The sequence below is a fragment of the Rhizobium sp. AN6A genome (assembly GCF_900215635.1).
In the GTDB taxonomy this organism is placed as follows: domain Bacteria; phylum Pseudomonadota; class Alphaproteobacteria; order Rhizobiales; family Rhizobiaceae; genus Agrobacterium; species Agrobacterium tumefaciens.
This window is the reverse complement of record NZ_OCNC01000003.1, coordinates 1,384,416-1,410,570: the sequence shown is the minus strand read 5'-3', so window position 1 is coordinate 1,410,570 and position 26,155 is coordinate 1,384,416. Positions and strand designations below refer to the sequence as shown.

Here is a 26,155-nt window from a genome sequence, read left to right as displayed (position 1 = left end):
CATCAATGAAAGGCGATATCGCCGATAACACGCACGCGGACCCTGCGAGCGCCACCAGGCAGATAGGCGATGGGAATATCCTCCACCTCAAGCGTCTTGAGGCTCGCGCGCTCCGCTCCCGAAGCGACCGCCGCGTTCTGCGCTTCGGTCTCGGCTTTCGCAAGGGCCTCGTCGCGGCTCAACCCGGAAAAGACCTGATCCACCTCACCGGACACCTGCGCCATCGCTGCGCCGAGCGCATTGGCAACGCCTGCATTTTCCACACGCAGCACCTCAGATGCGCCCGGCACCCGCTCCGGTATCAGGAATGCGCCGCCGCCGACCGCAACCAACGGCACGTCTTCGGCTGATGTCTTCATCTGGTCGAAACTGTCGGCCACCATGTCGCGGATACGGCCGAGTGTAGCCTGAACGAATGCCGGATCGAGGCCCTTCACACGATCCCTGTCGCCCATCTCGATCAGCCCTGCCGCAACGGCGATATCCGATGTCGTCAGTGTCTCGCCGCCGAAAACGCGGGCTTCGGTCAGGATGCGATACCCCACCGAGCGCGGGCCGATCTTGCCTGTCTGCGGGTCGACAATGGTGCCGCCGCCAAGTGCTACAGGTAGAAGATCGGGCATGCGGAACAGGGTGCGGACCCCGCCAATATGGACAATATTATTTGCCTCACGCGGAAAACCACCGACAAGGCAACCAATATCGGAGGTGGTGCCGCCGACATCCACCACCATGGCATCGGAAAGCCCGGTGAGGAAAGCGGCACCACGCATCGAATTGGTCGGGCCGGAAGCGAAGCTGTGCACGGGGTTTGCGGCAGCCACATCCGCAAGCGCCACGGTGCCGTCGTTCTGTGTAAGATAGAACGGCGCCTTTACACCCGCTTCGCGCAGCGCATCCGAAAATGCCTGTACCGTGGTCCTGCCAAGTGTCTGCAAGGCGGCATTCAGAAGTGCGACGTTTTCGCGCTCCAGAAGCCCGATACGACCCAGCGTATGGGAAAGCGTGATGCGTGCATCGGGGATCACCGAACGAACAATCTCCGCCGCCCTCACCTCGCACTCCGTGGTCAGCGGCGAAAAGGTTGCCGAAATGGCGATCGAGGTAATGCCTGCATCGCGGATTTTCATCGCCGCTTCACGGATTTCATCCGGGTTCATCGGCACCAGCGGACTGCCATCATATTCATGGCCACCATGAACCATGAAGATCAGCGGATCGACGGCCTCGTAGAGATCCTTCGGCCAGTCGCACATGGGCGGCAGCGAAGAGCCGGTCGGCAGCGCGATGCGGATGGCCGCAACCCGCTCCAGCCGGGCGCGCTCCACGACAGCATTGGTGAAATGGGTGGTGCCGATCATGACCGCATCGATCGGGCGATCTGCCGCGCCGACATGGCCAGACACGTGAGCGAGGGCCGCCTTCACGCCGGACAGGACATCCTGCGTGGTCGGAACCTTGATCGAGGCTACAATGGCGTCTCCATCGATCAGAACGGCATCCGTATTGGTGCCGCCAACGTCAATACCGATGCGTTTCATGGGAATACCGATCTGAAGTCAATGTCATAACCGAAGGCGCGCGGGCCAACGGCAGCAATACCGGCAGGCGTCGTCAAGAGTTCCGGCGCCGGCAGGGCGATAACCGTGACACGCTGGCCATAACGCACCGATTCCGTGCCGATGGCGCTGCCCGAAACAGTGTCGAGAAGGCAAATCAGATCCGGCGTCATGGCGACCGGCTGGCCGTCGCGGAAGGCGACCGCCCACTCGTTCTGGAAGGCAAGTTCCATGCGTGAGCCGCGATCGGCGTCGATGCCTTCAATGGTCGTACTGCCGCGCAGAAAACCACCGGTGGTCTCGCGGGCGACATCCACCACCTTGCCGCGGAACAGCTGTTTGCCACCCTCATGGTTGAGAACCGCCTGAACCGGGTCATCATGGCGTGCACGCGCCTCCATCACCGCGCGCCCGAGTTCGGTCGCCTTGGTGACGGTATAATGAATGCCCCATTCCTTCACTTCCTTGCCGGTGCGCGGCGCCTTGCAGGTGGCGGCGGTGGAACCGACTTCGGTGCAGACCTTGCGCGAGATGCGCTCCATCCATTTCCACGATGCAGCGCGCGTCACGATCACCTCATTGTCGCGTACATCGACCAGCGACAGCGGAAACATCGGCAGGTTGCCGATGGCGAATGAGGTCATCTGCGCTTCGGGATAAGCACGTCCCATGGCATCGGAATTGACGACGGGACGGTCGAGCATGGCGGCGGCGAGGAAGGACGATAACGCGTTCGAGCCACCGATTTCCACGCTCATGATCGCCCGAAACGGCTTGCCGAGATAATCCTCCATGACCTCGACCGCGCGGGCAAGATGAACGGGGTCTCCCAGCCGTTCCTGACCAACAAGCGGTGCGCCCATCTTGGAGACGACCGCAACCATGTCATCATCGGCAAGCGCCATGGGGTCCATGACCTTCACCCGTCTGCCTTCGGCATAAAGACGGCGCAGATTGAGCGTCGAGATATAGGGATTGCCTCCACCGCCCGTTCCCAGAATCCAGGCGCCGGTGGCGAGAGGTTCGATATCGTCTTCGGAAAATTCCTGGATCATGCGTCATCCTCGGGCATGCCGCAGCCGTTCCGGCGCAAGCGATGCTCCTTCCCTTTATCGTTCCAAGTCTCATCGGCCCCGCCCTGCGGCGGGACCGCTTTTCATGGGACGGAGATCACTCCGCCTTGCAGTCCCAATGGAAGTTGGAGAAGTTCAGGTCCCAACTCTGCATGGGAATGAACTCGTAACCCTGAAGGCACTTGTTCGCGGCATAGCGGCGGTTAGGTGCAACCGCCCAGACATCCGGTTGAAGATCGGCGATCTTGGTCTGAAGGTCCTTGTAGGTGGCGTTCTGTTCGCTGGTATCGGTCGTGGCACGGACCTTGTCGATCAGCCCGTCGATTTCCGCGTTCTGCAGCCATTCCATCGACATCCATGTGCCTGATGCCTTGGAGTGGTACTGGTTGTAGAACATCGCATCTGGAGACGGATAGGTCGGCGAGATATTCACCTGCGTCGACGCAGGCGTCGTTTCAGGCTTGGAGGAAAGCTCGACGATACGGTTCCATGGCTCGGGCTTGATATCGAGCGTGATGCCGATCTGCTCGAGGCTGGATTGCAAAAGCAGCGCCACTTCCGCCTCGAAGGCCAGCGAAGCGACATAGCTGTTGACGAGCGTGATCTTCTGGCCGGCATATTTCGACTTCGCCAGTTCTTCCTTCGCCTTTTCCAGATCGTACACGCCGGGCTGAATATCGCCGTTATGCGCCTCTTTGAAAGCGTCGGATAGCGGCCCCTGCATGTCGAAACCGGGATAGATCACTTCCTGGATCGTCTTGTAATCAGTCGCATAGGCAATGGCGCGACGAACATGAACGTCGTCGGTCGGGTAAACCTTGGTGTTGAGCTTGATGACGAAACCGCCGGCGGTGCGGGTCTGGATCAGCTTGTAACCCTTCATGCGGCCGATAGATTCATAGGTGTCGTTGCCAAGGCCGTGCGAGGAAAGGCCAAGTTCGCCCTTTTCAGCCAGCGCCTTGACGGTGGCGTCGTCGCTCGTCTGGACGAAGCGTACTTCGTCGATCGGCTTGCCCTTGGTCCAGCCAAGGAAATAGTCCGCATTGCGGGCAATGACCATATCGGCAGAACGGTTGTAGCTGACGAGCTTGTATGGGCCGGAACCGGCGGAATGTTCGCCCACATAGGCCTCGCCCCACTTGTCTTCGGGCTTGGCATTGGCTTCGATCAACGTCTTGTTCAGCGCCATCATCAGGGGCGTGGAGGCCATGAAGGGCGAAAACTGACGCTCGATCTTCATGACGAGCGTCGCATCATCAGGCGCGCTGACGTTTTCGGGCTTCAGCACGCCGACGATGAGGTTCGACGGCCCCTTGTTGATGCCGAGCAGGCGCTGCACCGACCAGACGAGATCGGCAGCCTTCACCGCCGTGCCATCCTGGAACTTCGCATCGTCGCGCAGATGGAAGGTATAGGTCAGGCCGTCTTCAGAAATATCCCAGGACTTTGCCAGATGCGGCACGATTTCGCCCTTGGCGTTCACCGTGGTCAGGCCGTCATACATGTTCACGATAGCCATGTAGCCGGTATAGTCAGTCACTTTCGCCGGGTCGAGCGAGCTGAATATCTGCATGGTGTTGACCGCGACCGAAACCTTGTCCTCCGCAAAAGCAGCGGAAGAAACAAGCGGCAACGCGATTGCCGTGCCGAGCGCAAGCACGGCAAGGCGGGAAGGAAGTCCTGGCATTTTCATTGTCGTTCTCCTCTTTATTGCGGGTCATTTGCCCCGCTTATGGTTAGGCAGCCTTGCCGACCGGGACGGGCAGCGGTGAGAAAGGAATGTCCGGGTAACCGAAAGCCGCCGGTCCAACGACTTCGAGCGCGCGGGCGCTGCGCAGCAGATCGTGGCAGGGGATCGCGACAACGGCCACGCGCTGGCCGTAACGCAGGACTTCGGTGGTGATCGGGTAACCGGTATCGACATCGAGCAAGACGATCAGATCAGGAACGGTAACTTCCACCTTGCCGTCACGGCGGAACAGCAGGAATTCGTTCTGGATCGCCACGCTCGCCGTCTGGCCCGAGCAATCGTCGAAGCCGGAAAGCTCGACATCGCCCACGGCGAAACCGCCGCGCAGATGGCGTTTCAGATCGGTGATCTTGCCGTTGAAGATGCGCCTTCCACCTTCAAGCGCGCAGACTGCCGCAATCGGGTCTTCCTGTTGCTTGCGGGCACGGATCACCGCCTCGCCGAGCGCGATCGCCTTGGTGTAGGTTTTCGGAATACCATACTGGTGCACGTAGTGGGCCTGCATCGGCGCGGTCGCCAGCATCGCGCCGCCGCCCTGAGAAACGACGCAGGCGCGGGCCATGCGCTCGTGCCAGACTTCGGAAACGGCGTGGCTGAAGATCACGGCATTGCCGTGCAGGTCGCACATCACCGATGGCGTCGAACTGTGGCCATAGATGGAGAAGGTCGTCATCTGCATCTCGGGAAAAGCCCGGCCCATGCCGTCGCAATCGAGGATCGGCAGCCCACCAAGCGCCGCCGTCACCAGCGGGTTCATGGAGTTCGAGCCGCCGATTTCCTCGCAGACGATGGCGTCTACCGGCGTGCGGATCAGCTCTTCCATGGCGCGCAGGCAACGCAGACCCTCACGGCCCTCGCGGATGCGTTCCACGCCGACAACGGGGGCGCCAATGCCGCCGATGGACATGCATAGTGCGTCCGGCTCGATGGCGTCGGTCGCAAGGATCTTCATCTCGTAACCGGCCTTCATGGCCTCGAGTGCAAGCAGCTTTCCCAGATAGGGGTTGCCGCCGCCGCCCGTGCCGAGAATGCCCGCACCGATTTCCAGCGCGTCGAGATCTTCCCTCGTCAGCGTACGCAATGCCGCTTCGTCATATTTCAGCTTGCGCATCTCAGCCATGATTGGCTCCCATTTCTCCAACGACTTTCACATGAATGCGGGTGGCATTGCCGGGCAGATAGGCAAGCGGCATATCCTCACGCTCGATCACTTCCAGCGTTTCCGCCACTGCGCCTGCCGCAATCGCCTTTTCGCGCGCCTCGGCCTCCGCCTCGGCAAGCGCGCTTTCACGCGTGCGCCCCTCGATCAGCGAGAAGACGCGGTCCGTCTCGCCGCTGATCTGCGCGATCGCTGCACCCACGGCATTCGCCACCGCGAAATTCTCGGGGCGGATGACCTCCAGATCGCCGATACGGTCAGGCATGAGAATGGAGCCGCCGCCAACGGCGATCACCGGAACCGGCGATGACGAGATGCGGCTGCGTTCCACACAGGACTCGAGCATGTCGTTGATCTTTTTGACTGCGGCATCCACCAGCCGCTTGTCCAGAGTGGAAACCAGAGCCTTCTCGCCCACGTCCGCCTTGCCGGAGGCGACAGCAATATCGGTTGCAGTCAGGGTCGTGCCGCCGAAGCAGAGCGCCTCGCGGCGGACGCGGTAACCGACGGATTTCGGGCCAACGATGAGGCCATGTTCGCCGTTGACCACCAGCGAGCCGCCACCGAGACCGATCGAGAACACATCCGGCATGCGGAAATTGGTGCGCACACCACCAATATCCACCGTCGTGGACGCCTGGCGCGGAAAGCCGTGCGACAGCGAGCCGACATCGGAGGTGGTGCCGCCGACATCCACGACCACGGCATCCTTAAGGCCGGTGAGAAAGGCCGCGCCGCGCATGGAATTCGTCGGGCCGGAGGCGAAGGTGAGCACAGGGAAGCCACGCACCACATCCGCCGCCATCAGCGTGCCGTCGTTCTGGGTGATGTAGAACGGGCAGGTTATGCCCGCTGCCTTCAGCGCCTCGCCGAAAGCGGCAACGGTGCGGTCGGCAAGCGAAAGAAGGCTGGCGTTCATGATCGCAGCACTTTCGCGGGCAAGCAGACCATGCCGTCCGATATCCTTGGACATAACCACCGGCAGGCCGGGGCAGCGCTCCTGAAGGATCTCCTTAGCCCGCACTTCCATCGCATCATTGATGCCGCTGAAGACGCAGGTGACGGCCGCGGCCTTCAGGCCCTTTGCGCGGATATCGGCGGCGATGCGGACAATCTCGTCCTCATCGAGGGCTGAGATTTCGCGACCGTCGAATTCATATCCACCGCGGACCTGGTAGCCGTGGTTACCAACGATTTCCCGGAGGTCGTCCGGCCAGTCGACCATCGGCGGCAGGCCAGCGCCGGACGGCAGGCCGATCCGGATGGCTGCGACCTCGTCCATATGCCGCCGCTCGATCACCGCATTAGTGAAATGCGTGGTGCCGATCATCACGGCGCCGATGCGTGCCCTGTCGATGCCCGACGCCTCGATCACCTTTTCAAGGGCTTCGATGACACCGGACGTCACATCTCCGGTGGTGGAGGCTTTCACCCCTGCCAGAACGGTCTTTTCCTGTAACACAACGGCATCGGTATTCGTGCCGCCGACGTCAATTCCAACGCGATACACGTCAGGCTCCTCTTTTATCAATCGGTCGTTTTTACGAGGAAGCGCATGCGCTCTTCCTCTGTCACGGTGGGTTTCAGGCGCTCTTCCTCGTCGGTGACGACGGGGATCGCCGCGATAAGGGCGCGGGTATAGGGATGCTCCGGCTCAGCGAAAACCGCAGACGTCACCCCTTCCTCGACGATCTCGCCACGCAGCATGATGGCGATGCGCGAACAGAAATTGCGCATCAGCGACAGGTCGTGCGAGATCATCAGATAGGTCAGGCCAAGCTCTTCCCGCAGCTGCAGCAGAAGGTCGATAACGGTCTTCTGCACGGAGACATCGAGCGCCGCCGTCGGCTCGTCGAGGATGAGGATCTTCGGTTCAGCCGCGAGTGCCCGGGCAATGGCGACACGCTGCTTCTGTCCGCCGGAAAGTTCATGCGGGTATTTACCGAGATAGGATTGCGGCAATCGCACTAGCCCCATCAGTTCCTGCATCCGGCGTTCGCGCGCCTCACCGTCCATACCGATGGATTTCAACGGTAGGGTAAGCGTCTGCCTGACCGTGCGCTTCGGATTAAGGGAAGTGCCCGGATTTTGATAGACGATCTGCGTCAGCCGCTTGCCACGCCCGGGAGATGGGGCGTCGATGACAAGATTGCCGGAGGTCGGGCGCGAAAGTCCCATGATCATGCGGGCGACCGAGGTTTTTCCAGAACCGGATTCGCCGGCAAGACCGAAAATTTCGCCGTCCTTCAGCGTCAGGTTCACATCGCGCACGGCGTGGTAACCGTTGCGTCTGCCGTAAATCTTGTTCAGTCCCTCGATGGTAACGATCGGCGAGCGTGTGCTCTGCGCAAGATCGGCGACACGCGGACCGTAGAGCGGCGGCACCGCATCCAGCAGCGACCGCGTGTAATCCGCAGCGGGAGCGTGCAGGATTTGCGTGCAGGGACCGGTCTCGACGATATCGCCATGGTGCATAACCACGACCCGATCCGCCACCTTACGTACGACACCGAGATTATGGGTGATCATCAGCAGCGCCATATTTTCTTCGGCAACCAACTGGTTGATGAGATTGAGAATTTCGTCCTGCGTGGTGACGTCGAGCGCGGTGCCGGGCTCATCCGCGATGAGGAGCTTCGGCTGATGCAGCAACGCAAGCCCGATCAACACGCGCTGGCGCATGCCGCCCGAAAGCTCGGACGGATAGGCATTCGTCACCCGCTCGGTATCGCCAAGCTGCACGCGGCGCAGAACCGCTGCGATACGGGTGCGGCGCTCTGCCTTGGACGAGTTGATGCCGTTGCGCTTGTCGGCAAAGCGCATGACATCATCGAGATGCGTGCCGATCTTGAAGACCGGATTGAAGGAAGACAGCGGGTCCTGCATGATCAGCGAAAACGCCGTTCCCTTAAGCGCCTCGCGTTCCCTTCGCGGCATGGCGAGCACATCCCGCCCGTCGATGACAATGGCGCCGGAGGCAATAGTGGCATTCTTCGGCAAAGTGCCGATGATCGCCTTGGCGGTGACCGATTTACCCGATCCGGTTTCGCCGATCAGCGCCACCCGCTCGCCGGCTGAGACTGTGAAGGCGACATCGCGCAGCACTTGGCGCGTGCGACCGTAATTGGTGAAGGTGACGTTGAGGTTTTCGACTTTGAGAAGCGGTTCAGTCATGGCTTTAGCTTTCCACGTCGAACATGTCACGCAGACCGTCGCCCAGCAGATTGAAACCCAGCGTCACGTAAAGCACGGCCGCGCCGGGGCAGAGGACTTCCCACCAGAAATCCGGCATGAACTGGCGCCCGTCGGCAACCATCGAGCCGAGATCGGGGGTTGGCGGCTTGACGCCGAAACCGAGGAAACTGAGCGTCGCGCCGAAGAGGATGACGAAAGCCGCATCCAGCGTCGTCTTGACTGATATGACCGAGACGCAATTGGGCAGAATTTCGCGAAAGAGAATGTGCAGCGGACCCGCACCTGCAAGACGTGCCGCTTCGATATAGTCCTCGGATGCGATGGATTTCGACACCGAATAGATCAGCCGCGCATGCCAGGTCCACCATAGAAGCGTGATCGCGATCATGGCGTTCATCAAGGTGGGTTCCAGCAGGTTGGAGACCGCCAGCGCCATGACGAGCGGCGGCATGGCCAGCATCACATTCGTCAGGCCGCTGATGATTTTTTCAGTCCAGCCGCCGAAATAACCGGCGACCAGGCCAAGCACGGTGCCGACCGGGACCGAGATGCCGAGCACGCCGATGACGAGAAGAAGCGAGACCCTGAGCCCGAAGACAGTGCGGGAAAAGATGTCGCGTCCGGCCTTGTCGGTGCCGAACCAGTGCTCCAGATCCGGCGGCATGTGGCGGGCACGGAAATCGACGACAGCGCCGATATGTTTGGGATAGGGTGTAAGCCAGGGCGCAAAGATCGCCAGAACCAGCACCGACAACAGGATCAGCGAACCGATGACCGCTGCCGGATTGCGGCTGAAGCGGTACCACATCATGTAACCGGCGCTTAAGCCCCGATCGGTGGGTTCGAGCATTTTCATATCAGCCATCAGCGAGCCTCCTTGCGGCGCAGGCGCGGGTCGATGATCGAGATCAGGACATCAACGATCAGGTTCGCAACGATGAAGAACAGGCCGGCCACCAGCACCACGGCAGTCACGGCATTGAGGTCTTTCTGAAGGATGGCGTTCAGCCCGTAGGATGCGAATCCGCCCCAGGCGAAGACCATTTCGATCACGAAGGCATTGCCGATCAGCGAGGCGAATTCGAGCCCCATGATCGTCAGCGGGGCGATGGAGGAAAGCTTCAGCAGATAACGGAAGATGATGACCCGCTCCGGCACGCCGAAGCTTTGCAGGGTGAGCACGTGATCCTTGCGCTGGTTCTCGATCATCGAGGAACGCGTGATGCGGGTGATCTGGCCGATACCGGCCATGGAGAGCGCAAAGGCCGGCAGCGCAAGGTGCTTCAGCGCATCCAGCACCACATCGAACCGTCCGGCAAGCGTACCGTCGATCAGGATGAAGCCCGTCGGGCCACCCTGCCAGCCAAGTGAGTGATCGATCCTACCGATGATCGGCCAGCCGGAGAGAAAGCGAGCGGCCAGCAATTGCAGCGTGATGGCAAACAGAAAGCTCGGGATCGTCACGCCGGTGAGCGAGAGGATACGGCCGATATGGTCGAGCGGACGGTCGCGGTAATGCGCGGTGATGACGCCGAGCGGGATGGCGACGGCAAACATGAAGATGACTGAGACCAGAACCAGTTCGACGGTCGCAGGAACGGTCTGGGCCAGATCGGTGGTGACGGGGCGCTGGGAAACCAGCGAGAAGCCCAGGTCACCGTGCAGGGCGTTGCCGATATAGTCGAGGTATTGGGCGGCGAGCGGCTTATCGAGACCCATCTCGCCGCGCAGCGCATCAACTTGTTCCTGTGTTGCCGCAGGGCCGAGCGCCATGCGGGCGGGATCACCCGGCACCACACGGGCTAGAGCAAAAATCATGATGGACAGGGCGATCATGACCAGCACGAAAGCGCCTAGCCTGTTCAAAATCGCGACCAGCGGATGTTGCTGCATCGGTGGACCGTTCCTTGTGCATCAGTTTCCTGAGCACAAGTTTTCACCACATGTCCTTTTGAACAATCGCAGAAAGGTATAGTTTTTTGATAAATGAGTATAGGTTTTTGAATTCAGATCTCCTATCCCTGTCTGAATGACGCTTCTGCCGCGCACCACACTCTGCCGCCGTATCGCCAGCGAAACCGCAGGCGTGATCTTTCTGCGCGCGCCGGCGGGCGCCGGGAAAAGCGTTCTCATGGACTTGCTGGCACAAGAGCTGGGGACCGAGGTATGCCGGACGCACCAGCCCAGAAGTGATGAGGCGGCAAAAGGCTATCTGCTTTGGGATGTGCCGGTCTTCGCACGCGCGGTCCGCATGCCCGCCCCTATTCTGGAAACCGTGCGTTTCGTGGTCATCGCCTGCCGTCCGGATCAACGTATCAGCGGGCTGGCGCGGCAAATATTGCATCGTGGTTCGGTGACGATAGGAGCGCATGAACTGGCCTTTGGCCAAGATGAGACCGCGGGCCTTCCAACAGAACAGAAGCGTCTGGCGCTCGATGATTATGCGGGGTGGCCGGCCTTTCTGTCTCTCGCTCGCCTCGCCGACGAAAAACTATGCGTCGACTATCTGCGGGAAAATTATCTGCCGCATCTGTCACCGGCCCAGACGGTCGCGCTTTCGCTCTGGCTCGAAAATCCCTCGGCAGAACCCGACGCTGAATGGGCAGAACTTCTGCCGCCCTTCCTGATCGCAAACCCGGAAAAACACGACACACTGATAAGGCTTCTGACCGTGGCAGCGGGAGAACGTCTCGCCATATTACAGGCTGGCAGGGCAGTGGTAGAGGTCGCTTCCTCATTCGAGAAGGAAGGGCGGGCGCTTGCGGCAATGGCCATGTTGCTTGACCGCAGTTATGAGACCCACGCCGCGCAAATCCTAGAACGCGCCCATGGGCGCGAACTGATCTACCGAAGCAGCGTCGACAGGTTTCGCGAGATCATCATGCGGTTTTCGCAGGACATGATCGCGGCGAATGAAACAGTCCTCTTCGCCGTCACCCGCGCATTGCTGAAACAGGGCGAATTGCAACGCGTGCGCCATCTGCTTGGCAAGAGCCTCGGTTCGGATTATCTCGATCCACTCAAGGTGCTTGCCCGCGGTTCGCGTTTTTCCTTTGCCGCCCGCACCTTCCGGCTGAACCTGATGATTGCCGAGGACCTGACCCCCAATGACGCTGTGATAACGCGCCTCGGGGAATTCATGGCCGATTACCCCATGGACGATCACGGCAAATGGGCGGCCTATTACAATGCGCTGCTGGAATTCGAAATCCGCCGCCGTAATTTTCGCGAGGCCGAGGCCGCCGCCGCCCGCGCGCTTATCTATCTGCGCAAGATGGGCGGGCAGCCGCTGCTCGAATTCTTCATCCATCTGCACCAGATCGTCCTGCGACTGATGAGCGGTGATGTGCTCTTGGCCCGTCGCGCGGCACAGGATGCGCGCACGAGGTTGGAACAGGTGCCACACGACGCCGCGCAGGAGTTCCGAATGCTGCGGCTGGCGGAAGCCTGCCTTGCCTATGAGGCGGGAAAACCGCGCGACCTGTTGCACTTCGTCGAGCATGAATTCGACCACTTCGCCGCCGCCGAGATATGGCCGAGCCTGATGCAGTTTGCCCTGCATTATGCCTCGCAGGTGCTGATCGATCATTTTCCGATGACCGTTCGTCCGGGCTTTCTCGACGGCCTGTGGATTCACCTTTCGGAAGGGCTGCAATTCCATGCGATGATGGAGATCAGAACGGCCATCGCCTACCAGAACGCCAACCGCTGGGCGGATGCGGCAGCGACGCTATCGGCAATCCGCATGCCGATGGGTCGCAACTGGGTGGAGAGCGCGAATGAGGACCTTGCCCGGCTCACGCGGCGCGACGAAATCGCCTATGTGATGGCCTGGCTCCGCGACGCGGTACATCTTTTCACGCCGCGCGCCTATCTCTCCCGGCAGATGGATGCAATGATCGCCAACCCCAAGGTCACCAACCGCGAAAAAGTCGCACTCAGAATATGGCAGAGCTATGCCGCGCACCAGCGTCGCGACAGTGCCGGCGCCCGCGCCCATATCCTCAACGCACTTGAATCGGCGACGCGCCTTGGCTGCAACGGCGTCCTGTCGGAGGAGCGCATATTCCTGTCGCCGCTTCTGAACAATCGCCGTATCCGCGGTTTCATCGAAACCTCTTCCGATGTCCGGACCGCGCTGTCGATTTTCGCCGCCTCGGTCAACTCGCCGCAGGCACGCGCTCTGCATGGCGGGCTTTCACAGCGGGAAGCACAGATGCTGCAATTGCTGGCCAGCGGCATGTCGAACAAGAAGATCGCGCAGACCCTCAACATCTCGGAAGTGACGGTAAAATTCCATCTCGGAAACCTGTTCCGCAAGCTGGATTGCAAACGACGCGCGGAAGCGATCCGCGCAGCGAAAGCGCTGGGCTGGCTTTGATCTCAAGTCGTGACTGCCGATCAGAAAAGCCCGCTCCCTGTCCCAAACCTATTCCTCCCGGAAGGCGCGGTTGATCTGGTCCGTCAGCGGCTTGGCGATATAGGACAGCGCGGTGCGCTCGCTGGTCTGGATGAAGGCCTCGGCAGGCATGCCTGGCATCAGCGGCGCATTGTTCAGCTTTTCCCGCTCGGCAACCGGTATGGAAATCCGCGCCAGATAATAGGAGAGGCCGGTCCTCTGGTCGGTGGTGATATCGGCGGCGATGCGACTGACATGGCCTTCCAGTTCCGGCGTGACGCGTTGGTTGAACGCGGTCATCCGCAGCATCGCTTTTTGCCCTACCTGCAACTGGTCTATATCCTTCGGCACGATCTGCACCTCTAGCGCCAGTTCGTCCCCATCAGGCACGATGAGCATGATCGGGTCGGCCGGCGTCACCACGCCGCCCACTGTATGCACCGCCATTTCATGCACCATGCCGGATTGCGGCGCGATGATATCGATACGCTTCAGCTCGTCCTCGGCAGCTACCTTCCGCTCGACATATTCGCCCGTCTGCGCCTGTATCTCGCGTAGTTCCCGGCCCACTTCGGTGCGCAGTTCCTGATCGATCTGCAGGATTTGCAGTTTCGTTTCGGTGATCCGGCCCGCCGTCTGCGCCTGATAGGCGATTTTTTCGCCGCGCTCACCGCCAAATGTCGCGGCCTGGGTCTGCAGACTGTTCAGCCGCTGCACGGACACGATGCCCTGCTCCCGCAAGGATTTCTGCGAGGTGATCTCAGCCTGCAAAACCGCAAGCCCGTTGTCGTAGGCGACCTCCTGTGCCCTCAACCCTTCGATTTCATGTTCGAACTGGGTGATACGCTCCACAAGCTGTGCTTTGCGCCCCTCGCGATAGGATTTGCGGAATTCGAACAGCCTGGTTTCGCTGCGCATGGCGGAAGCGACATCGGGATCGTCCTTGCGCGCCACCAGAGCCTGTGGAAAAACGAGTTCCGGCAGATCGTCCCGCTCGGCCTCCAGCCTTGCCATGCGCGCGGTCAGCTCATCCAGCCGCTTGGTCACTATGGCGAGATTAGCGCGGGTCTGGGTGGCGTCGAGACGCATGACGACGTCGCCGGCCTTTACCCTGCCACCTTCGCTCACCAGAATTTCACCGACGACGCCACCTTTGGGGTGCTGTACCTTCTTGGTATAGGAATCGACCACAAGATGACCGGACGCGACGACCGCGCCAGCAAGATTTGTCGTCGCTGCCCATCCGCCGACGCCGGCCAGCAGTGCGACGCTTGCGGCAAGACCGGCAAGAAGATGTTTGCGGATGGAGCGGGACACCTGCGTGCGCTGGTCAATTTTTGACATCCGTATCTCCTTCCTGCCTGTTCGCTTCGGCACTCTCTTCCAGCGCCACCGTCTTAGGTTGGGTATTAGCGACGACACGCAATGGTGAAACCGTGTGCGCGGATGCAGTGAAACCTTTCGCTGCTTGAGCATTCGGAGTGCGCAGCACTTTCGAGAGAACCTCGTCGCGCGGACCGAAGGCTTTCATCCGCCCTTCCTCCATCATCAGAATGAAATCAACGGCACCGATCGCGCTGGGCCGATGCGCGACGACGATAGCGATACCGTTGCGCGCCTTGACCGACGCGATCGCCCTGACGACGGCGGCCTCGCCCTCTGCATCGAGATTGGCATTCGGCTCGTCCAGCACGACGATGAAGGGATCGCCATAAAGCGCACGCGCGAGACCTATACGCTGGCGTTGTCCTGCCGAAAGCGCGGAACCGGCCTCGCCGATATCGCTGTCATAACCCTTTTCGAAGCGCAGGATCAGTTCGTGCGCACCGGCGGCTCTCGCAGCGGCAATGATTGCGTCGGGATCGGGGTTGTCCTCGAAACGGGAAATGTTTTCGCCGATCGTGCCGTCGAAAAGCTCCACGCCCTGCGGCAGATAACCGATATGGCGGCCGAGGGCTTCGCGATCCCATTGATCGAAGCTCGCACCATCAAGCCGCACCTTGCCGGCGGCGGGCATCCAGGCTCCGGTGAGAATGCGCGCAAGAGTGGATTTTCCCGAGCCGGACGGGCCGATGACACCGAGCGCGTTCCCGGCGGTCATAACGAAACCAAGGCCCACGACGGTCGGTTTTCTCTCTCCCGGTGGAATGATGGTGGCGTTTTCGACTTTCAATTCTTTCTCAGGCTTCGGCAGTGCCATTGCGGTCGCCGTTACCGGCATCTGCGCAAAAAGCTCCCTCAGCCGCGCCCCGCTCTGGCGGGCGGCAACGAAGGACTTCCAGTTGGATATGGCGAGATCGACCGGCGCCAAAGCCCGGCCCATCATGATCGAACTGGCGATCATCACGCCGCCTGAGGCCTCCTGCTGAATGACCAGCCATGCGCCGACCGCCAAAATGGCCGATTGCAGCACGATCCGCAGGGATTTTGCGATATTGCCTAGGCCGCCGGCCACGTCGCCCGCCTTGCGATTGGCGGCGAGATAAGCCTCGTTGGAGATTTGCCAGCGTTTTCCAAGCCGGCCGCCGAGCCCCATGGCCTGCACGACTTCGGCGTTGCGGCGCGAGGCTTCCAGCTGCCGGTTGCGCGCCATGTTTTCGACCATGGTGTCGCGGATCGGCTTCTGCGAGAACATATTGGTCAAGATGGTGAGGGATATGAGCAGAACGGCACCGGCAAGAGCCGTCACGCCGATCCAGAAATGAAACAGAAAACATATGCCGAGATAGAGCGGCATCCAAGGCAGATCGAAAAAGGCGGTCGGCCCCGTGCCGGACAGAAAACCGCGCACATTGTCGAGATCACGCAGCGGCTGCAGGCCGTCCCCCGGCATACGGTTGACGAGCGGCAGGCGCACCACCGCATCATGCACCTTGCCGGAATAGCGCATGTCGAAGTCCTCGCCGATACGGATCAGGACCCGGGCGCGGATGATGTCGAGCAGGCATTGGAAGCCGTAGAGGCCGAGCGCAAGAATGGCGATCCCGACCAGTGTCGGCAGACTGCCGCTGGCCAGCACCCGGTCGTAAACCTGAAGCATGAACAGGGGCGACGTCAGCGCCAGGATGTTGACCACACCGCTGACGAGCGCCACACCGAAAAACGTGCTTTTAAGGGGCGAAACAACCGCCGCAGTGAGGGACTGCGGCGGTGTCTGCTGGTGGTTTTGAAAGCCCACAGCCTGATTTTCCTTTAAGCGGCAAGCGCCGATGCGCTGGCGAAAATGAAGTCCGATGCGTCTAGTACGCTTGCATCGACGCCGACGAGTGTGATCGAAACTGACGCGCTGGAGTCCGATTCTACCACCGCATTGCCGTTGAGGTTATACCAGAACAGGTCAGCGACCGAGGTCGAACCCCAACCAGATACGTCAAGCTTATCAGTACCATCCTGATAACCATAGGTGCCGGTTGGTCCTGCGGTTACGATATCGTTACCGCCCGAGAAGACAAAAGTATCAGCGCCGCCAAAACCGGTCAGCGTGTTCGAGGAGGCAGTATCCTCGATCACAGTGCCAGTGGCAGCGAAGTAGTCATAGAAACCGGCCAGCGAGCCGAAGCGCGCAAGCTGGTAAACGGCGAGGTCAAGCAGATCGCGCGCACCTGCAAGCGAATAGGAGCTATCAGGATCGATCAGCAGTTCCTGCTGGCTGACGGCGATGCCGCTGGTGGACTGGCTGTAGCCGGTGCCGAGAACGATGCTGTCGACCGAACCCGTCAGGTTGCCCTGGGAGTATTGCAGGGCACCGCTCATGACGATGCCCTTGCCACCGTTGCTGCCATCGCCCCACGCCTCATAGGTCGTGTTCGGATCGATAGTGGTGGTGGCGAGAGAGCTGGTCTGAGCGTCGTAGAACGCACCATAGGTCGAACCGAAACCGCTCGTCCAACCGTTGAGGTAACCGATCAGGTCGGAGGAAGACTGCGTCAGTTGAATTGTGGTAGCCATAGGTGTACTCCTTTGCTGGCCAATAGGGATACCTTGGTCATGTGACGAAGGCGTTTCATCTCCGGGAAGGGCTGCAACCCCAGCCCGGAGAATTTCTTCCGCGCATCAAAACTTCACGTTCATCGTCGCGATAAAAGTGCGGCCCGGTGCGGTATAGGCACTGGCTGCCGGGATGTATTTGCGGTCGGTCAGGTTGTTGACCGCGAAACGAAGCGTCGCCTTTTCGTTGAGGGCATAGGAGCCGTATAGGTCGACCGTCGTGTAGGGATCGGTTACCTCCCGCAGATTACCCTCCGTATCGAGCGAACGGGACTGGGTCGGCGTGACGTGGTTCAGCCGTGCGCCCAAAGAGAATTTTTCCTCGAAGAAACGCATGCCGCCATCGAGTGTCAGCTTCACCTTGGGCGCAACATCGCCTGGCCATGCGACGATCTCGCCGCTTGTCGTGGTGGTGCCGTTGGAAAAAACCTGCGTTTTGTCCGGCCAGTCGGTCTTGAGCAGCGTCGCCGAACCGCCGAGCCAGAAGCTCCGCGCATCATAATTGCCCTCGAATTCGAGCCCACGCATGTAGGTCGTGCCGTCGAGATTGACGAAGCTGGTATAGGTACGGTTCGCCACCTGATCCGTGACGAGATAACCGAGAGCGATATAGTCCTTAACCTCACGGCGAAAGGCGGCCATTTTGATGCGCACGGAATCGTGGTCCAGTAGCACACCGTCGAAACTCATATTCGCGCCGATTTCATAGGTTGTGGCTTTTTCGGCTCTCAGAAATTGGTTCGGCGCATACTCGTAGCCAACGGAATCCCCTGGACGCGCACCGGCGAAAAAAGCCTCAAGAGTTGTTGGCGGACGCAGGCTCTGGGAATAGCTCACATAGGGGCGGAACCAGTCGAACGGCTTGAGTTCTATCGTGGCGGAGGGCAGCCACGCACTGTAGGTACGGTCGATATCCATCTCATAGGCGGGATTCTCGACGACGGGATCGTATCGCGTAGCCGATGGCCCGGTTCCCGGCATACAGGTGGAAGAAACGGTGCTCCAGACCCGGCTAAGAAACCTCGCCTCGGTAATATTGGTGCCGGGATTCTGCGGAAGGAAAACAGCGTAATAATATTGAGATGCTGTGTAATTGTTTCCAATCGGATCACATGCAACGGTGATCGTCCGCAAATACGAAATTTCATCGTAATATGTCGACTTGCCCTTCAGACGCGACCAGTCGTACCGTACGCCGCCGCTTATCACTATCCAGTTCGCAGGCTCAAGTTCACCGTTCAAAAACAGGCTCGCCACATCACGCCGCCCGGGCGGGCTGAAAGCGGTGTAGCTGCTGGCAAAGGCGGGATTGTTCGCAATGGCAGAGCTCGTGGCAACCGATGAGGAAATGTCCCTGAAAGCTTCCGCGCCGTAGTTCAGGCTGAGCGCGCCCACCTTCGTATCGAGGCGACTGGTGTTTTCGATACTGCCGCCGAAACTGCGCAGGCCCATATCAAGGTTCGTTTCAACAGCATATCCTTTGCGCGCCGACCGCAACTCGTGCGTCATATTGTCGTTCAGCCACAGCGAAGACTTGAAGTCTATGAGTTCGCTTTCAGGATCCCAGTCCAGCTTGGCAACGATACTGTCGTTACGCACGCTCTCCCGGTCTATCTGTTCGGCAGCACCCTGAACGAAATCATTCTGCTGATGCATCCACGACAACGAAGTCTGCACATCCCCGAAGTCACCTTCCCCCTTGAAAAAACTCGACCAGCCGTCCCGGCCGAGCAGGTCCTTCATCGTCAATGCGGTGCTTCGTGCCTCGCCTCTTGTGCCGATCTTGTATTCATCCATGATCGTACGGCTGTAACCGGCAACGAAGGAGAGGGGGCCATCCGGCTCTCGGACAGCAGCCAGAACCGAACCCTGAAAATCGTAACCATTGGTACCGCGGGAAACATTCACCTCTCCGCCCTTGTTTGCACCCTCAGGGATGAGATCGACGGCGCTGACGGTGCGGAACTCTACCTTTCCGCCCAGCGAACCGGCATTGCCGGATGTGGCGTTGGTCATTTTTTCCACCTCGACGGCGCGGATGAAGGCCACATCCACATAGGCCTGGCCGTTATTGGCAGAATAAATCGAGGCACCACCGGTGCTGAAACCACGCTGCGCATTCTGCCGCGCACCATCAATGGAGACGACCACGCGGCCGCTTTCCTGCAAACCACGTACATTGGGCGAAACGGTCGGGAAGCTGCCGTTGCCCTCACCGGCGTAGACGCCGGAGACGCGGTTGAAAACGTCGCGCGTGTTGCGCACGCCGGCGGACTGGATCGCCTCGCGACTGACGACGCTGACACTGGCGGGTGTTTCATAAACCCAGTCGGGCGTTCCCTGATAACCGGTGCCGGCAATGGAATTGCGTCCGGTTTTTCCGGTCACTGTAATTTCTTCCAGAACGGTGGTGCCTTCCGCCCCGGAAAGATCGGCAGCGGCCTGGCCCGAGCCGATGACGACAGTTCTGCCATTTCCGGCAAACCGGAAATTCACGCCCGTGCCGGCCAGAAGCCGGGACAGCGCATCCCGCACCGTAAAACTGCCGGTAACGGCATTGGTGCGCACATTGCCGGCGGACGGCGTGGCAAGCGTAACCTGCAGACCGGATTGCCGTCCGAAAACGCCGACAACGGAGGACAGCGGCTGGGCGGGAATATTAAAAGGTAGCGTTGCACTCTGCTCGCCACCGGAGCGCTGACCATTGGCGGCATTCGGTCCGCTCTGCGCAAAAGCCGGTACCGACATTGAAACGACCACCGCCGTTGTCGCCAAAAGCACAGTCATACGTGCCGGCTTTGCCGCGTTTTTCCCTGAACCGTTCTTACGTATCTGGAGGCGCATACTGCTTTTGTCTTCCTGTCTTCGCTCCGGCTATATCTTGACCGGATTACTCAACAAAAAGACGATTGCCTCGGCGGTTTTTTTCAGGGTTTCGGAGAATTTTTTATAAACGACTGAAAATAAATACGATTTTTTGTTTTATGGCGCTTCAGAAACGGGTGATGACGCGGGCAGTATTGGCAATTGCATGCACCTTGCCCTTATAGGGTTCCACCAATGCTTCCAGCGCACGGTCCGGATCGCGAAGATTGTAGAAGCCGGTCACCCGCTGCTCTGCAAGCGTCTTGTCCGCCATCGTCAGCCATGCGGGATGATACCGCTGGATTTGCTCGACGACAGAACCGATCGTCGCATCCACAACGTAAAGCTCGCCGTTGCGCCAGCCACCAATATCCTCGACGGGAACGGTCTCTTTCCGGATTGCACCGGAAGCGTCGACAACCAACATCTCACCCGGAACGAGCCGCGTTGGTGGCGCGTTGCGGAAGGAAGCTTCCACGGAACCATGCGCAAGCGCGACTTGCGTCACGCCATCCGTCATGTCGACATCGAAAGCCGTGCCGAGCACTTGGACGGTCAGGTTTTTCGCCTCCACGACAAAGGGACGGTCGCTATCCGGCACGACATCAAAAAAAGCTTCGCCCTTCAGCACCTTCACATTACGGCGGCCATTGGCAAAATCGGTGGTAAGCGCACTTGCCGCGGCAAGCTGCACCCTGCTGCCGTCCTCAAGGGTTATGGAGCGGCTCTCCGCAGTGCTGGTCTGATATTCGGCCTTGATATGGACGAAAAGCGTGGGAACGAACAGCACCGCAAGACAGAGAGACACTGCTGCCATCGCCATGCCGGCATAATGCCGCATGGACCAGCGCCGTCGCGATGCCTGTTTTCCGGCAACGCCAGGCAGGTGCGGCGCGTCTTCCCATAAGCTCTTTAAACCCGGCTCGACCAGACCGAGATTCCGCCAAGTCTTGCATGTCCGCTCCCAGGCCAGACGATTTGCCGGCGAAGCAGCCAACCATCGATCGAATTCCGCCTTCAGCCGCGGTTCCGCCGAACCCGTCTGCAGGCGTATCAGCCAGTCGGCAGCCTCTTCCGCCTTCCCGGTCGGCAATGTTATTTTTTTATCGGGATCAATGGTCATTGAGCCGGTCAGTTCCTTTGACTGGGCGGAGGAGATGCCTCGTCTTCCGTGTTGCTATAAAGACGTTTGAGGGAGAACTTTTTTTCACAGGATGAAACAACAAAGGCTATTTTACTGCATTTCTTTGGTAATGGCGGCAATACTACTCTTAATCAGACGGTGGGCGCTAGCCACGGATACGCCGAGGTGACGGGCGATCTCTTCCATATTGTAGCCGCCAAATCTATGCATTTCCAATGCCACACGCGCCTGAACCGGCAGAGAGGCCAAAATAGTCTGCATCTGCCGGACCTCGTCGCAGAACAGGGCATGCTCTTCGGGTGTGCCGTGACCCTGCGGTATGCCCCAGAATGGGGTATCGTCGGGCCGCTCCCGCAGGTCCTGCCGGTTGCGGCGGCGATTATCGAGGGCGAGGTTGCGGACGATGCGGAAAAGATAGGATTTGAGGTTGGAAGGATTGCCGGAACCTTCGGGAACGAATTTCAGGAATGCCTCCTGAACCACGTCCTCCGCGTCCGCCCGCGACCCTAAAATAAGCGTGGCGTATTTGATCAGGTCAACCCTGTGCGCGACGTAAGCGTTATAACGCTTGTCATCTTCCCGTATGCCCATGTCTCAACCGAGAGAAATTTCAAGGATAAACGAAACTGCAAGCCTCCAAACGACAAAGCAGTTTTACCGTCTAAACCTCTAGCACCCAAACTCTCGACCGAACAGATATTTCATGACTATTATTATCAAGAATTTGTGCGGTCGCGGGTCCTGCAACAGCCGGAGACTCGCAGACCCGGCGGCAGGCGCGGCCGGGTCCTGTGATAGCGTCAGATAGCGCCGTCGACTATGACCATCGGTCTGCCCTGCGAACAGGGTTCGATGCGCGCATCGATGCGGTAGATATCGCGCAGCATGGCCGGGGTTATCACCGTCTCGGTGCTGCCGCTCACCACCATTTCGCCGCGCGCGATCACCATTGTATTCTCGCAATAACGAAGCGCATGATTGAGGTCGTGCAGGGCGATCAGCACGATCATGCCGGTCTTCTGGGCAAGGTCGGTCACAAACCCCAGAACCTCGACCTGCCGGTGGAGATCGAGAGCGGATGTCGGCTCGTCCATCAACAGCACCTCCGGCTTGCGGGCCAGCGCCTGCGCCAGCGACACAAGCTGCCGCTGACCGCCCGACAATTCGCCGAGCCCCCGGAAGGCGAGATCGTGGATTTTCAGCGCCTTGAGAATGGCGTCGATCTCGAACAGCTCATAGTCGTGAACACGCCAGCCGCCGCCCTGCTTGGCGGACAGAAGCACGGATTCGTAAACCGTCAGCACGGCGTTGGCGCCGGTATCCTGCGGCATGTAGCAGATGGCCCGGTTGCCGCGGGCCGTATCTGACAACTCGACAAGCCCGGGACCGGAGATCAGGCTGGCGATGCGCTTGAAAAGCGTGGACTTGCCGGCAGCGTTCGGGCCAATGACCGCCGTGACACTGCCGCTTTCCAGCGTATCGATGCCGACCTTGGAGAGAACAGTCGTGCGGCCGTAGGCAGCGCCGACATCCTTCAGTGCGAGCGCTACCATGCGCGTCTCCTGTTGCCGAAAATGAGCGCGAAAAAGAACGGTACGCCAACCAGCGCCGTAATGACGCCGATTGGCAGAATTGCACCGGGAATGAGTATCTTGCTGATAACAGAGGTTGCCGACAGCAGAAGCGCACCGCAGATCACCGAGCCCGGCAGGAAGAACCGCTGATCTTCGCCCACCACCATTCGGGCTATGTGCGGGCCGACAAGCCCGACGAAACCGATGGTACCAACGAAAGAAACCGGAATCGCGGCAAGAAGGCTGACCGTCAGCATGGTCTGCAACCGCAGCCGACGCACATTGATGCCCATGCTGGCTGCCTTGTCGTCACCCAGCCGAAGCGCCGTCAGCGCCCATGCGTTGCGCATGAACATCGGAACCGTAACGAGAAGAATACCACCGGTGATATAGACCTTTTCCCACGTGGCCTTGGTCAGGCTGCCCATGGTCCAGAAAACGACGGCGGCGAGCGCCTGTTCGGAGGCCAGATATTCAAGCAGCGACAATGCGGCATTGAAGGTGAACACCAGCGCGATACCGAGAAGGACGATAGTCTCCACGGTTACGCCGCGCATCGTCGAGGCAAAATGGATGAACAGGGCGGCAATCATCGCCATGATGAAGGCGTTGATCGGCACCATGTACTGGACGGCACCGGGAAAGATCGCCACGCCGCCAACAAGGGCCAGCGCGGCGCCGAAACTGGCGGCGGCCGAAATGCCGAGCGTGAATGGGCTGGCGAGAGGGTTGGACAGGATGGTCTGCATCTGTGCGCCCGCCACCGAAAGCGACGCGCCGACGGTGACCGCCATCAGCGCAATCGGCATGCGGATATCCCATATCACCACCCGAAGCTGGTTTGCAGCAGCAGCCGGATCGGCAATCGTCGCCAGAACTTCTGATATCGTGTAGCGCGCCGGACCAAGTGCCATGTCGGCAGCCATACTGAAACAAAGGGCGATGAAAAGCCCGAAGAGAATAACGATCCTTCGTGCGGCAAGGGCGCGATATTGATCGCGCCCACTCACGCCAACGGCGCTTTCATTCAACGAACTCATTCATTCGAACCTTTTTCGAGGGATGCGAAGTAGCCCGGCTTGTAGGTGACGGGCAGGAATTTCCGGTGAAATTCCTCAAAATTCTTCTCGGGATCGAGATCGGCGAATAGCTCGGGATGGAACCACTTGGCGAATTGCTGAATCGGAAAGAACTCGTAGGGTGCGCCGTAGAACTGGTGCCAGACGGCATGGACATTGCCTTGTTTGACAGCCTTCAGTTCCGGAAATGGCGTGCGCTTCATCAGGTTTGCCAGTCTTTTCCGGGAAAGAGCCATGTCGGCTCCGCGTCCAACGGGAACGAACTGGTTGATGTCGGATTCAGCCGCCCAGTTTGAGCCGGTGACGATGACATGATCCGGATCGGCAACGACGAGCTGCTCGGGATTGAGATCGCCGAACGTCGTCTTGATGATGCCGTCGGCAATATTATGGCCGCCAGCGAGATCGACCATCGCGCCGAAATTGACCGGGCCGAAGGTGCGGCAGCAATTGTCCTCACCGGAAATGCCGGGCGCGCGCTCGATGAAGACGCCGGGACGCTTCAGGTCCTTGACGCTGGCGAGCCGGTCGGTCACGCGGGCGATTTCTGCACGGCGATAGGCGATGAATTCCTTTGCCCGCTCTTGCGCGCCAAACATTTTCCCGAGAATTTCAATCGAGGCTTCGCTGTTCTTTTCGGGATCGATGCGAAAATCGAGATAGACGATCTTGATTCCGGCGGCGGCGGCCTTTTCTTCGAAACCACTTTCCTTGGCGGATTTTTCCGCTTCCAGATTGAGGGTGATCACGTCAGGCGAAAGGGTAATGGCCGTTTCCAGACTGAAATCGCCCTGCGGCACATAACCGAAGCGCGGCAGTTTTTCGATCTGCGGAAAGCGCTCGACATAGGCGGCGTAGCTGTCAGGGTCCTTTTTGAGGAGATCATCACGCCAGCCGACAATGGTGTCGAAGGTCTGGTCGCCCTTGAGCGCGGCGATGACGTGGATCTGGCGCGCCTCACCGACGATGACACGTTTGACCGGCAGGTCCAGTTCGACCTTGCGTCCGGTGACATCGGTGATTTCTCCGGCATAAGCCGGCAAAGCGAGAAGAGACAAAGCCAGCACCGCAAGATGCCTGAGAGCGTTAAGCCGCATGAGAAGTCCTCTTAGTTCCAAAAGAAAATGATGAAGCCGCATGGCTGCGGCTTCATCCATCGATCAGACGGCGCTCCTCTTCACCGTCGCCTGTCTTATTTCGTGTCCTTCAGCGACACAAAGTAACCGGGCTTGTAGTCGAGCGGCAGGAAGCGGGCATGCAGCTCCTTGAAGGTCGCCTCGGGGTCGAGATCCTTAAAGAGGTCCGGGTGGAGCCACTTGGCGATTTCCTGAATGGCCACGAACTGATACGGGTTGTTGTAGAACTGGTGCCAGATGGCGTGGACATTGCCGTTCTTGACCGCCTGTACCCCGGTGAAAGCCGGGCGCTTGGTCAGGTTTTCAAGCTTGCGGTGGGCTTCCTTCATATCCGCGCCATAACCGACACCGACCCAGTTGCCGCCGGGAACATAACCGTTCCAGTTGCCACCCGTGATGATGATCTGCTCCGGATTGGAGGCGATGATCTGTTCCGGATTGACGTTGCCGAACGTGCCGGGAATGATGTCCTTGGCCATGTTGATGCCGCCGGCGAGTTCGACCATCTTGCCGAAATTCTCGTTGCCGAAGGACATGCAGCAATCGTCGGAATAACCGCCGGCGCGTTCGACGAACACGACGGGCTTCTTCGGATTGGCCTTTTCAAGCGTATCGGTGACCTTGGCGATGGAGTCGGCGCGGAACTTGATGAAGTCTTCGGCGATCTTTTCCTTGCCGGTCAGCTGGCCCATCAGACGCATGCTCGGCTCGGTGTTTTCCATCGGCTTTTCGCGGAAGTCGACGTAAACGAGCGGGATGCCGACCTTTTCGAGCTTCTCGATGTAACCGGCTTCCTGCGTGGCGGTCTTCGCATCGATGTTCATCAGGATCACGTCTGGCTTCAGCGAAATGGCCTGCTCGATGTCGAAAGTGCCATCCTTCATGCCGCCAAAGGTCGGCAGCTTGGCAATATCAGGGTACTTGGCGAGATAGGCCGCATAGGTTTCCGGGTCGGCTTTCGCCAGGTCGTCGCGCCAGCCGACAACGTGCTGGAAAGGGTTTTCCTTGTCGAGCGCCGCCAGGAAATAGATCTGACGGCCTTCGCCGAGGATCACGTGCGAAACGGGCACATTGACTTCCACGTCGCGGCCGGTCACATCCTTGACAGTGACCTTTTCGGCCAATGCAGGCCACGCTGCGGATACGAGAAGGCCAAGGGCAAGTGCCGCGAATTTGGCTGAGATGCGCATCGGATATTGCTCTCCAGTGTTGACTGGCGCGGCTGTATTATTTTC

At 59.6% G+C, this 26,155-nt stretch carries 19 protein-coding genes; 1 reads left to right on the top strand and 18 read right to left on the bottom strand.

The features are described 5' to 3' along the window. Window positions 1–2 precede the first annotated feature (2 nt). The 8 genes from CRO62_RS10405 to CRO62_RS10370 form a co-directional block, all read right to left on the bottom strand. Window positions 3–1,541: a hydantoinase/oxoprolinase N-terminal domain-containing protein gene (locus CRO62_RS10405; protein WP_097100101.1), complete on the bottom strand. Its 1,539-nt coding sequence runs from the start codon at window positions 1,539–1,541 to the stop codon at window positions 3–5. Continuing rightward, complete coding sequence (locus CRO62_RS10400) at window positions 1,538–2,614, bottom strand: DUF917 domain-containing protein (RefSeq protein WP_097100100.1); 1,077 nt, start codon at window positions 2,612–2,614, stop codon at window positions 1,538–1,540. The genes CRO62_RS10405 and CRO62_RS10400 overlap by 4 nt, the downstream gene beginning before the upstream one ends. Before the next feature lie 115 nt (window positions 2,615–2,729). Then, on the bottom strand, window positions 2,730–4,325 hold the full coding sequence (locus CRO62_RS10395; protein WP_179784490.1) for an ABC transporter substrate-binding protein: 1,596 nt from the start codon (window positions 4,323–4,325) through the stop codon (window positions 2,730–2,732). Window positions 4,326–4,368: 43 nt separating this feature from the next. Next, window positions 4,369–5,502, bottom strand: coding sequence for a DUF917 domain-containing protein (locus tag CRO62_RS10390; RefSeq protein ID WP_097100098.1), 1,134 nt, complete (start codon window positions 5,500–5,502; stop codon window positions 4,369–4,371). Next, complete coding sequence (locus tag CRO62_RS10385; protein WP_097100462.1) at window positions 5,495–7,051, bottom strand: hydantoinase/oxoprolinase N-terminal domain-containing protein; 1,557 nt, start codon at window positions 7,049–7,051, stop codon at window positions 5,495–5,497. The genes CRO62_RS10390 and CRO62_RS10385 overlap by 8 nt, the downstream gene beginning before the upstream one ends. Window positions 7,052–7,068: 17 nt before the next feature. Continuing rightward, entirely contained in the window at window positions 7,069–8,715 is a 1,647-nt protein-coding gene (locus CRO62_RS10380; protein ID WP_097100097.1) for an ATP-binding cassette domain-containing protein, read from the bottom strand. A gap of 4 nt (window positions 8,716–8,719) precedes the next feature. Next, window positions 8,720–9,601, bottom strand: a complete 882-nt coding sequence (locus CRO62_RS10375; RefSeq protein ID WP_019564714.1) for an ABC transporter permease — start codon at window positions 9,599–9,601, stop codon at window positions 8,720–8,722. Continuing rightward, entirely contained in the window at window positions 9,601–10,629 is a 1,029-nt protein-coding gene (locus tag CRO62_RS10370; protein WP_003511023.1) for an ABC transporter permease, read from the bottom strand. Before CRO62_RS10370 ends, CRO62_RS10375 begins: the two co-directional genes overlap by 1 nt. Before the next feature lie 136 nt (window positions 10,630–10,765). Here CRO62_RS10370 and CRO62_RS10365 point away from each other — a divergent pair, with 136 nt between their 5' ends. Next, entirely contained in the window at window positions 10,766–13,117 is a 2,352-nt protein-coding gene (locus CRO62_RS10365) for a helix-turn-helix transcriptional regulator (RefSeq protein ID WP_179784489.1), read from the top strand. A 48-nt stretch (window positions 13,118–13,165) separates the two neighbouring features. Here the strand turns inward: CRO62_RS10365 and CRO62_RS10360 are convergent, their stop codons facing one another. The 10 genes from CRO62_RS10360 to CRO62_RS10315 form a co-directional block, all read right to left on the bottom strand. Continuing rightward, window positions 13,166–14,479, bottom strand: coding sequence for an HlyD family type I secretion periplasmic adaptor subunit (locus CRO62_RS10360; protein ID WP_097100096.1), 1,314 nt, complete (start codon window positions 14,477–14,479; stop codon window positions 13,166–13,168). Then, window positions 14,466–16,313 (bottom strand): type I secretion system permease/ATPase, encoded by a 1,848-nt coding sequence (locus tag CRO62_RS10355; RefSeq protein ID WP_097100095.1) that lies wholly within the window; start codon window positions 16,311–16,313, stop codon window positions 14,466–14,468. Before CRO62_RS10355 ends, CRO62_RS10360 begins: the two co-directional genes overlap by 14 nt. A gap of 14 nt (window positions 16,314–16,327) precedes the next feature. Further along, entirely contained in the window at window positions 16,328–17,083 is a 756-nt protein-coding gene (locus CRO62_RS10350) for a hypothetical protein (protein ID WP_097100094.1), read from the bottom strand. A 105-nt stretch (window positions 17,084–17,188) separates the two neighbouring features. Beyond that, window positions 17,189–19,966, bottom strand: a complete 2,778-nt coding sequence (locus tag CRO62_RS10345; RefSeq protein WP_097100093.1) for a TonB-dependent receptor — start codon at window positions 19,964–19,966, stop codon at window positions 17,189–17,191. Window positions 19,967–20,114: 148 nt separating this feature from the next. After that, the gene (locus tag CRO62_RS10340) at window positions 20,115–21,110 is read right to left on the bottom strand and encodes a FecR family protein (RefSeq protein WP_097100092.1); all 996 of its coding nucleotides are present in this window, start codon (window positions 21,108–21,110) and stop codon (window positions 20,115–20,117) included. A gap of 111 nt (window positions 21,111–21,221) precedes the next feature. Then, window positions 21,222–21,722 (bottom strand): RNA polymerase sigma factor, encoded by a 501-nt coding sequence (locus CRO62_RS10335; RefSeq protein ID WP_097100091.1) that lies wholly within the window; start codon window positions 21,720–21,722, stop codon window positions 21,222–21,224. A gap of 209 nt (window positions 21,723–21,931) precedes the next feature. Then, window positions 21,932–22,684, bottom strand: coding sequence for an ABC transporter ATP-binding protein (locus CRO62_RS10330; protein WP_097100090.1), 753 nt, complete (start codon window positions 22,682–22,684; stop codon window positions 21,932–21,934). Continuing rightward, window positions 22,678–23,745 (bottom strand): FecCD family ABC transporter permease, encoded by a 1,068-nt coding sequence (locus tag CRO62_RS10325; protein WP_013761635.1) that lies wholly within the window; start codon window positions 23,743–23,745, stop codon window positions 22,678–22,680. Before CRO62_RS10325 ends, CRO62_RS10330 begins: the two co-directional genes overlap by 7 nt. Beyond that, window positions 23,742–24,881 (bottom strand): ABC transporter substrate-binding protein, encoded by a 1,140-nt coding sequence (locus CRO62_RS10320; protein WP_097100460.1) that lies wholly within the window; start codon window positions 24,879–24,881, stop codon window positions 23,742–23,744. Before CRO62_RS10320 ends, CRO62_RS10325 begins: the two co-directional genes overlap by 4 nt. A gap of 95 nt (window positions 24,882–24,976) precedes the next feature. Further along, window positions 24,977–26,110 (bottom strand): ABC transporter substrate-binding protein, encoded by a 1,134-nt coding sequence (locus CRO62_RS10315; protein ID WP_097100089.1) that lies wholly within the window; start codon window positions 26,108–26,110, stop codon window positions 24,977–24,979. Window positions 26,111–26,155 lie beyond the last annotated feature (45 nt).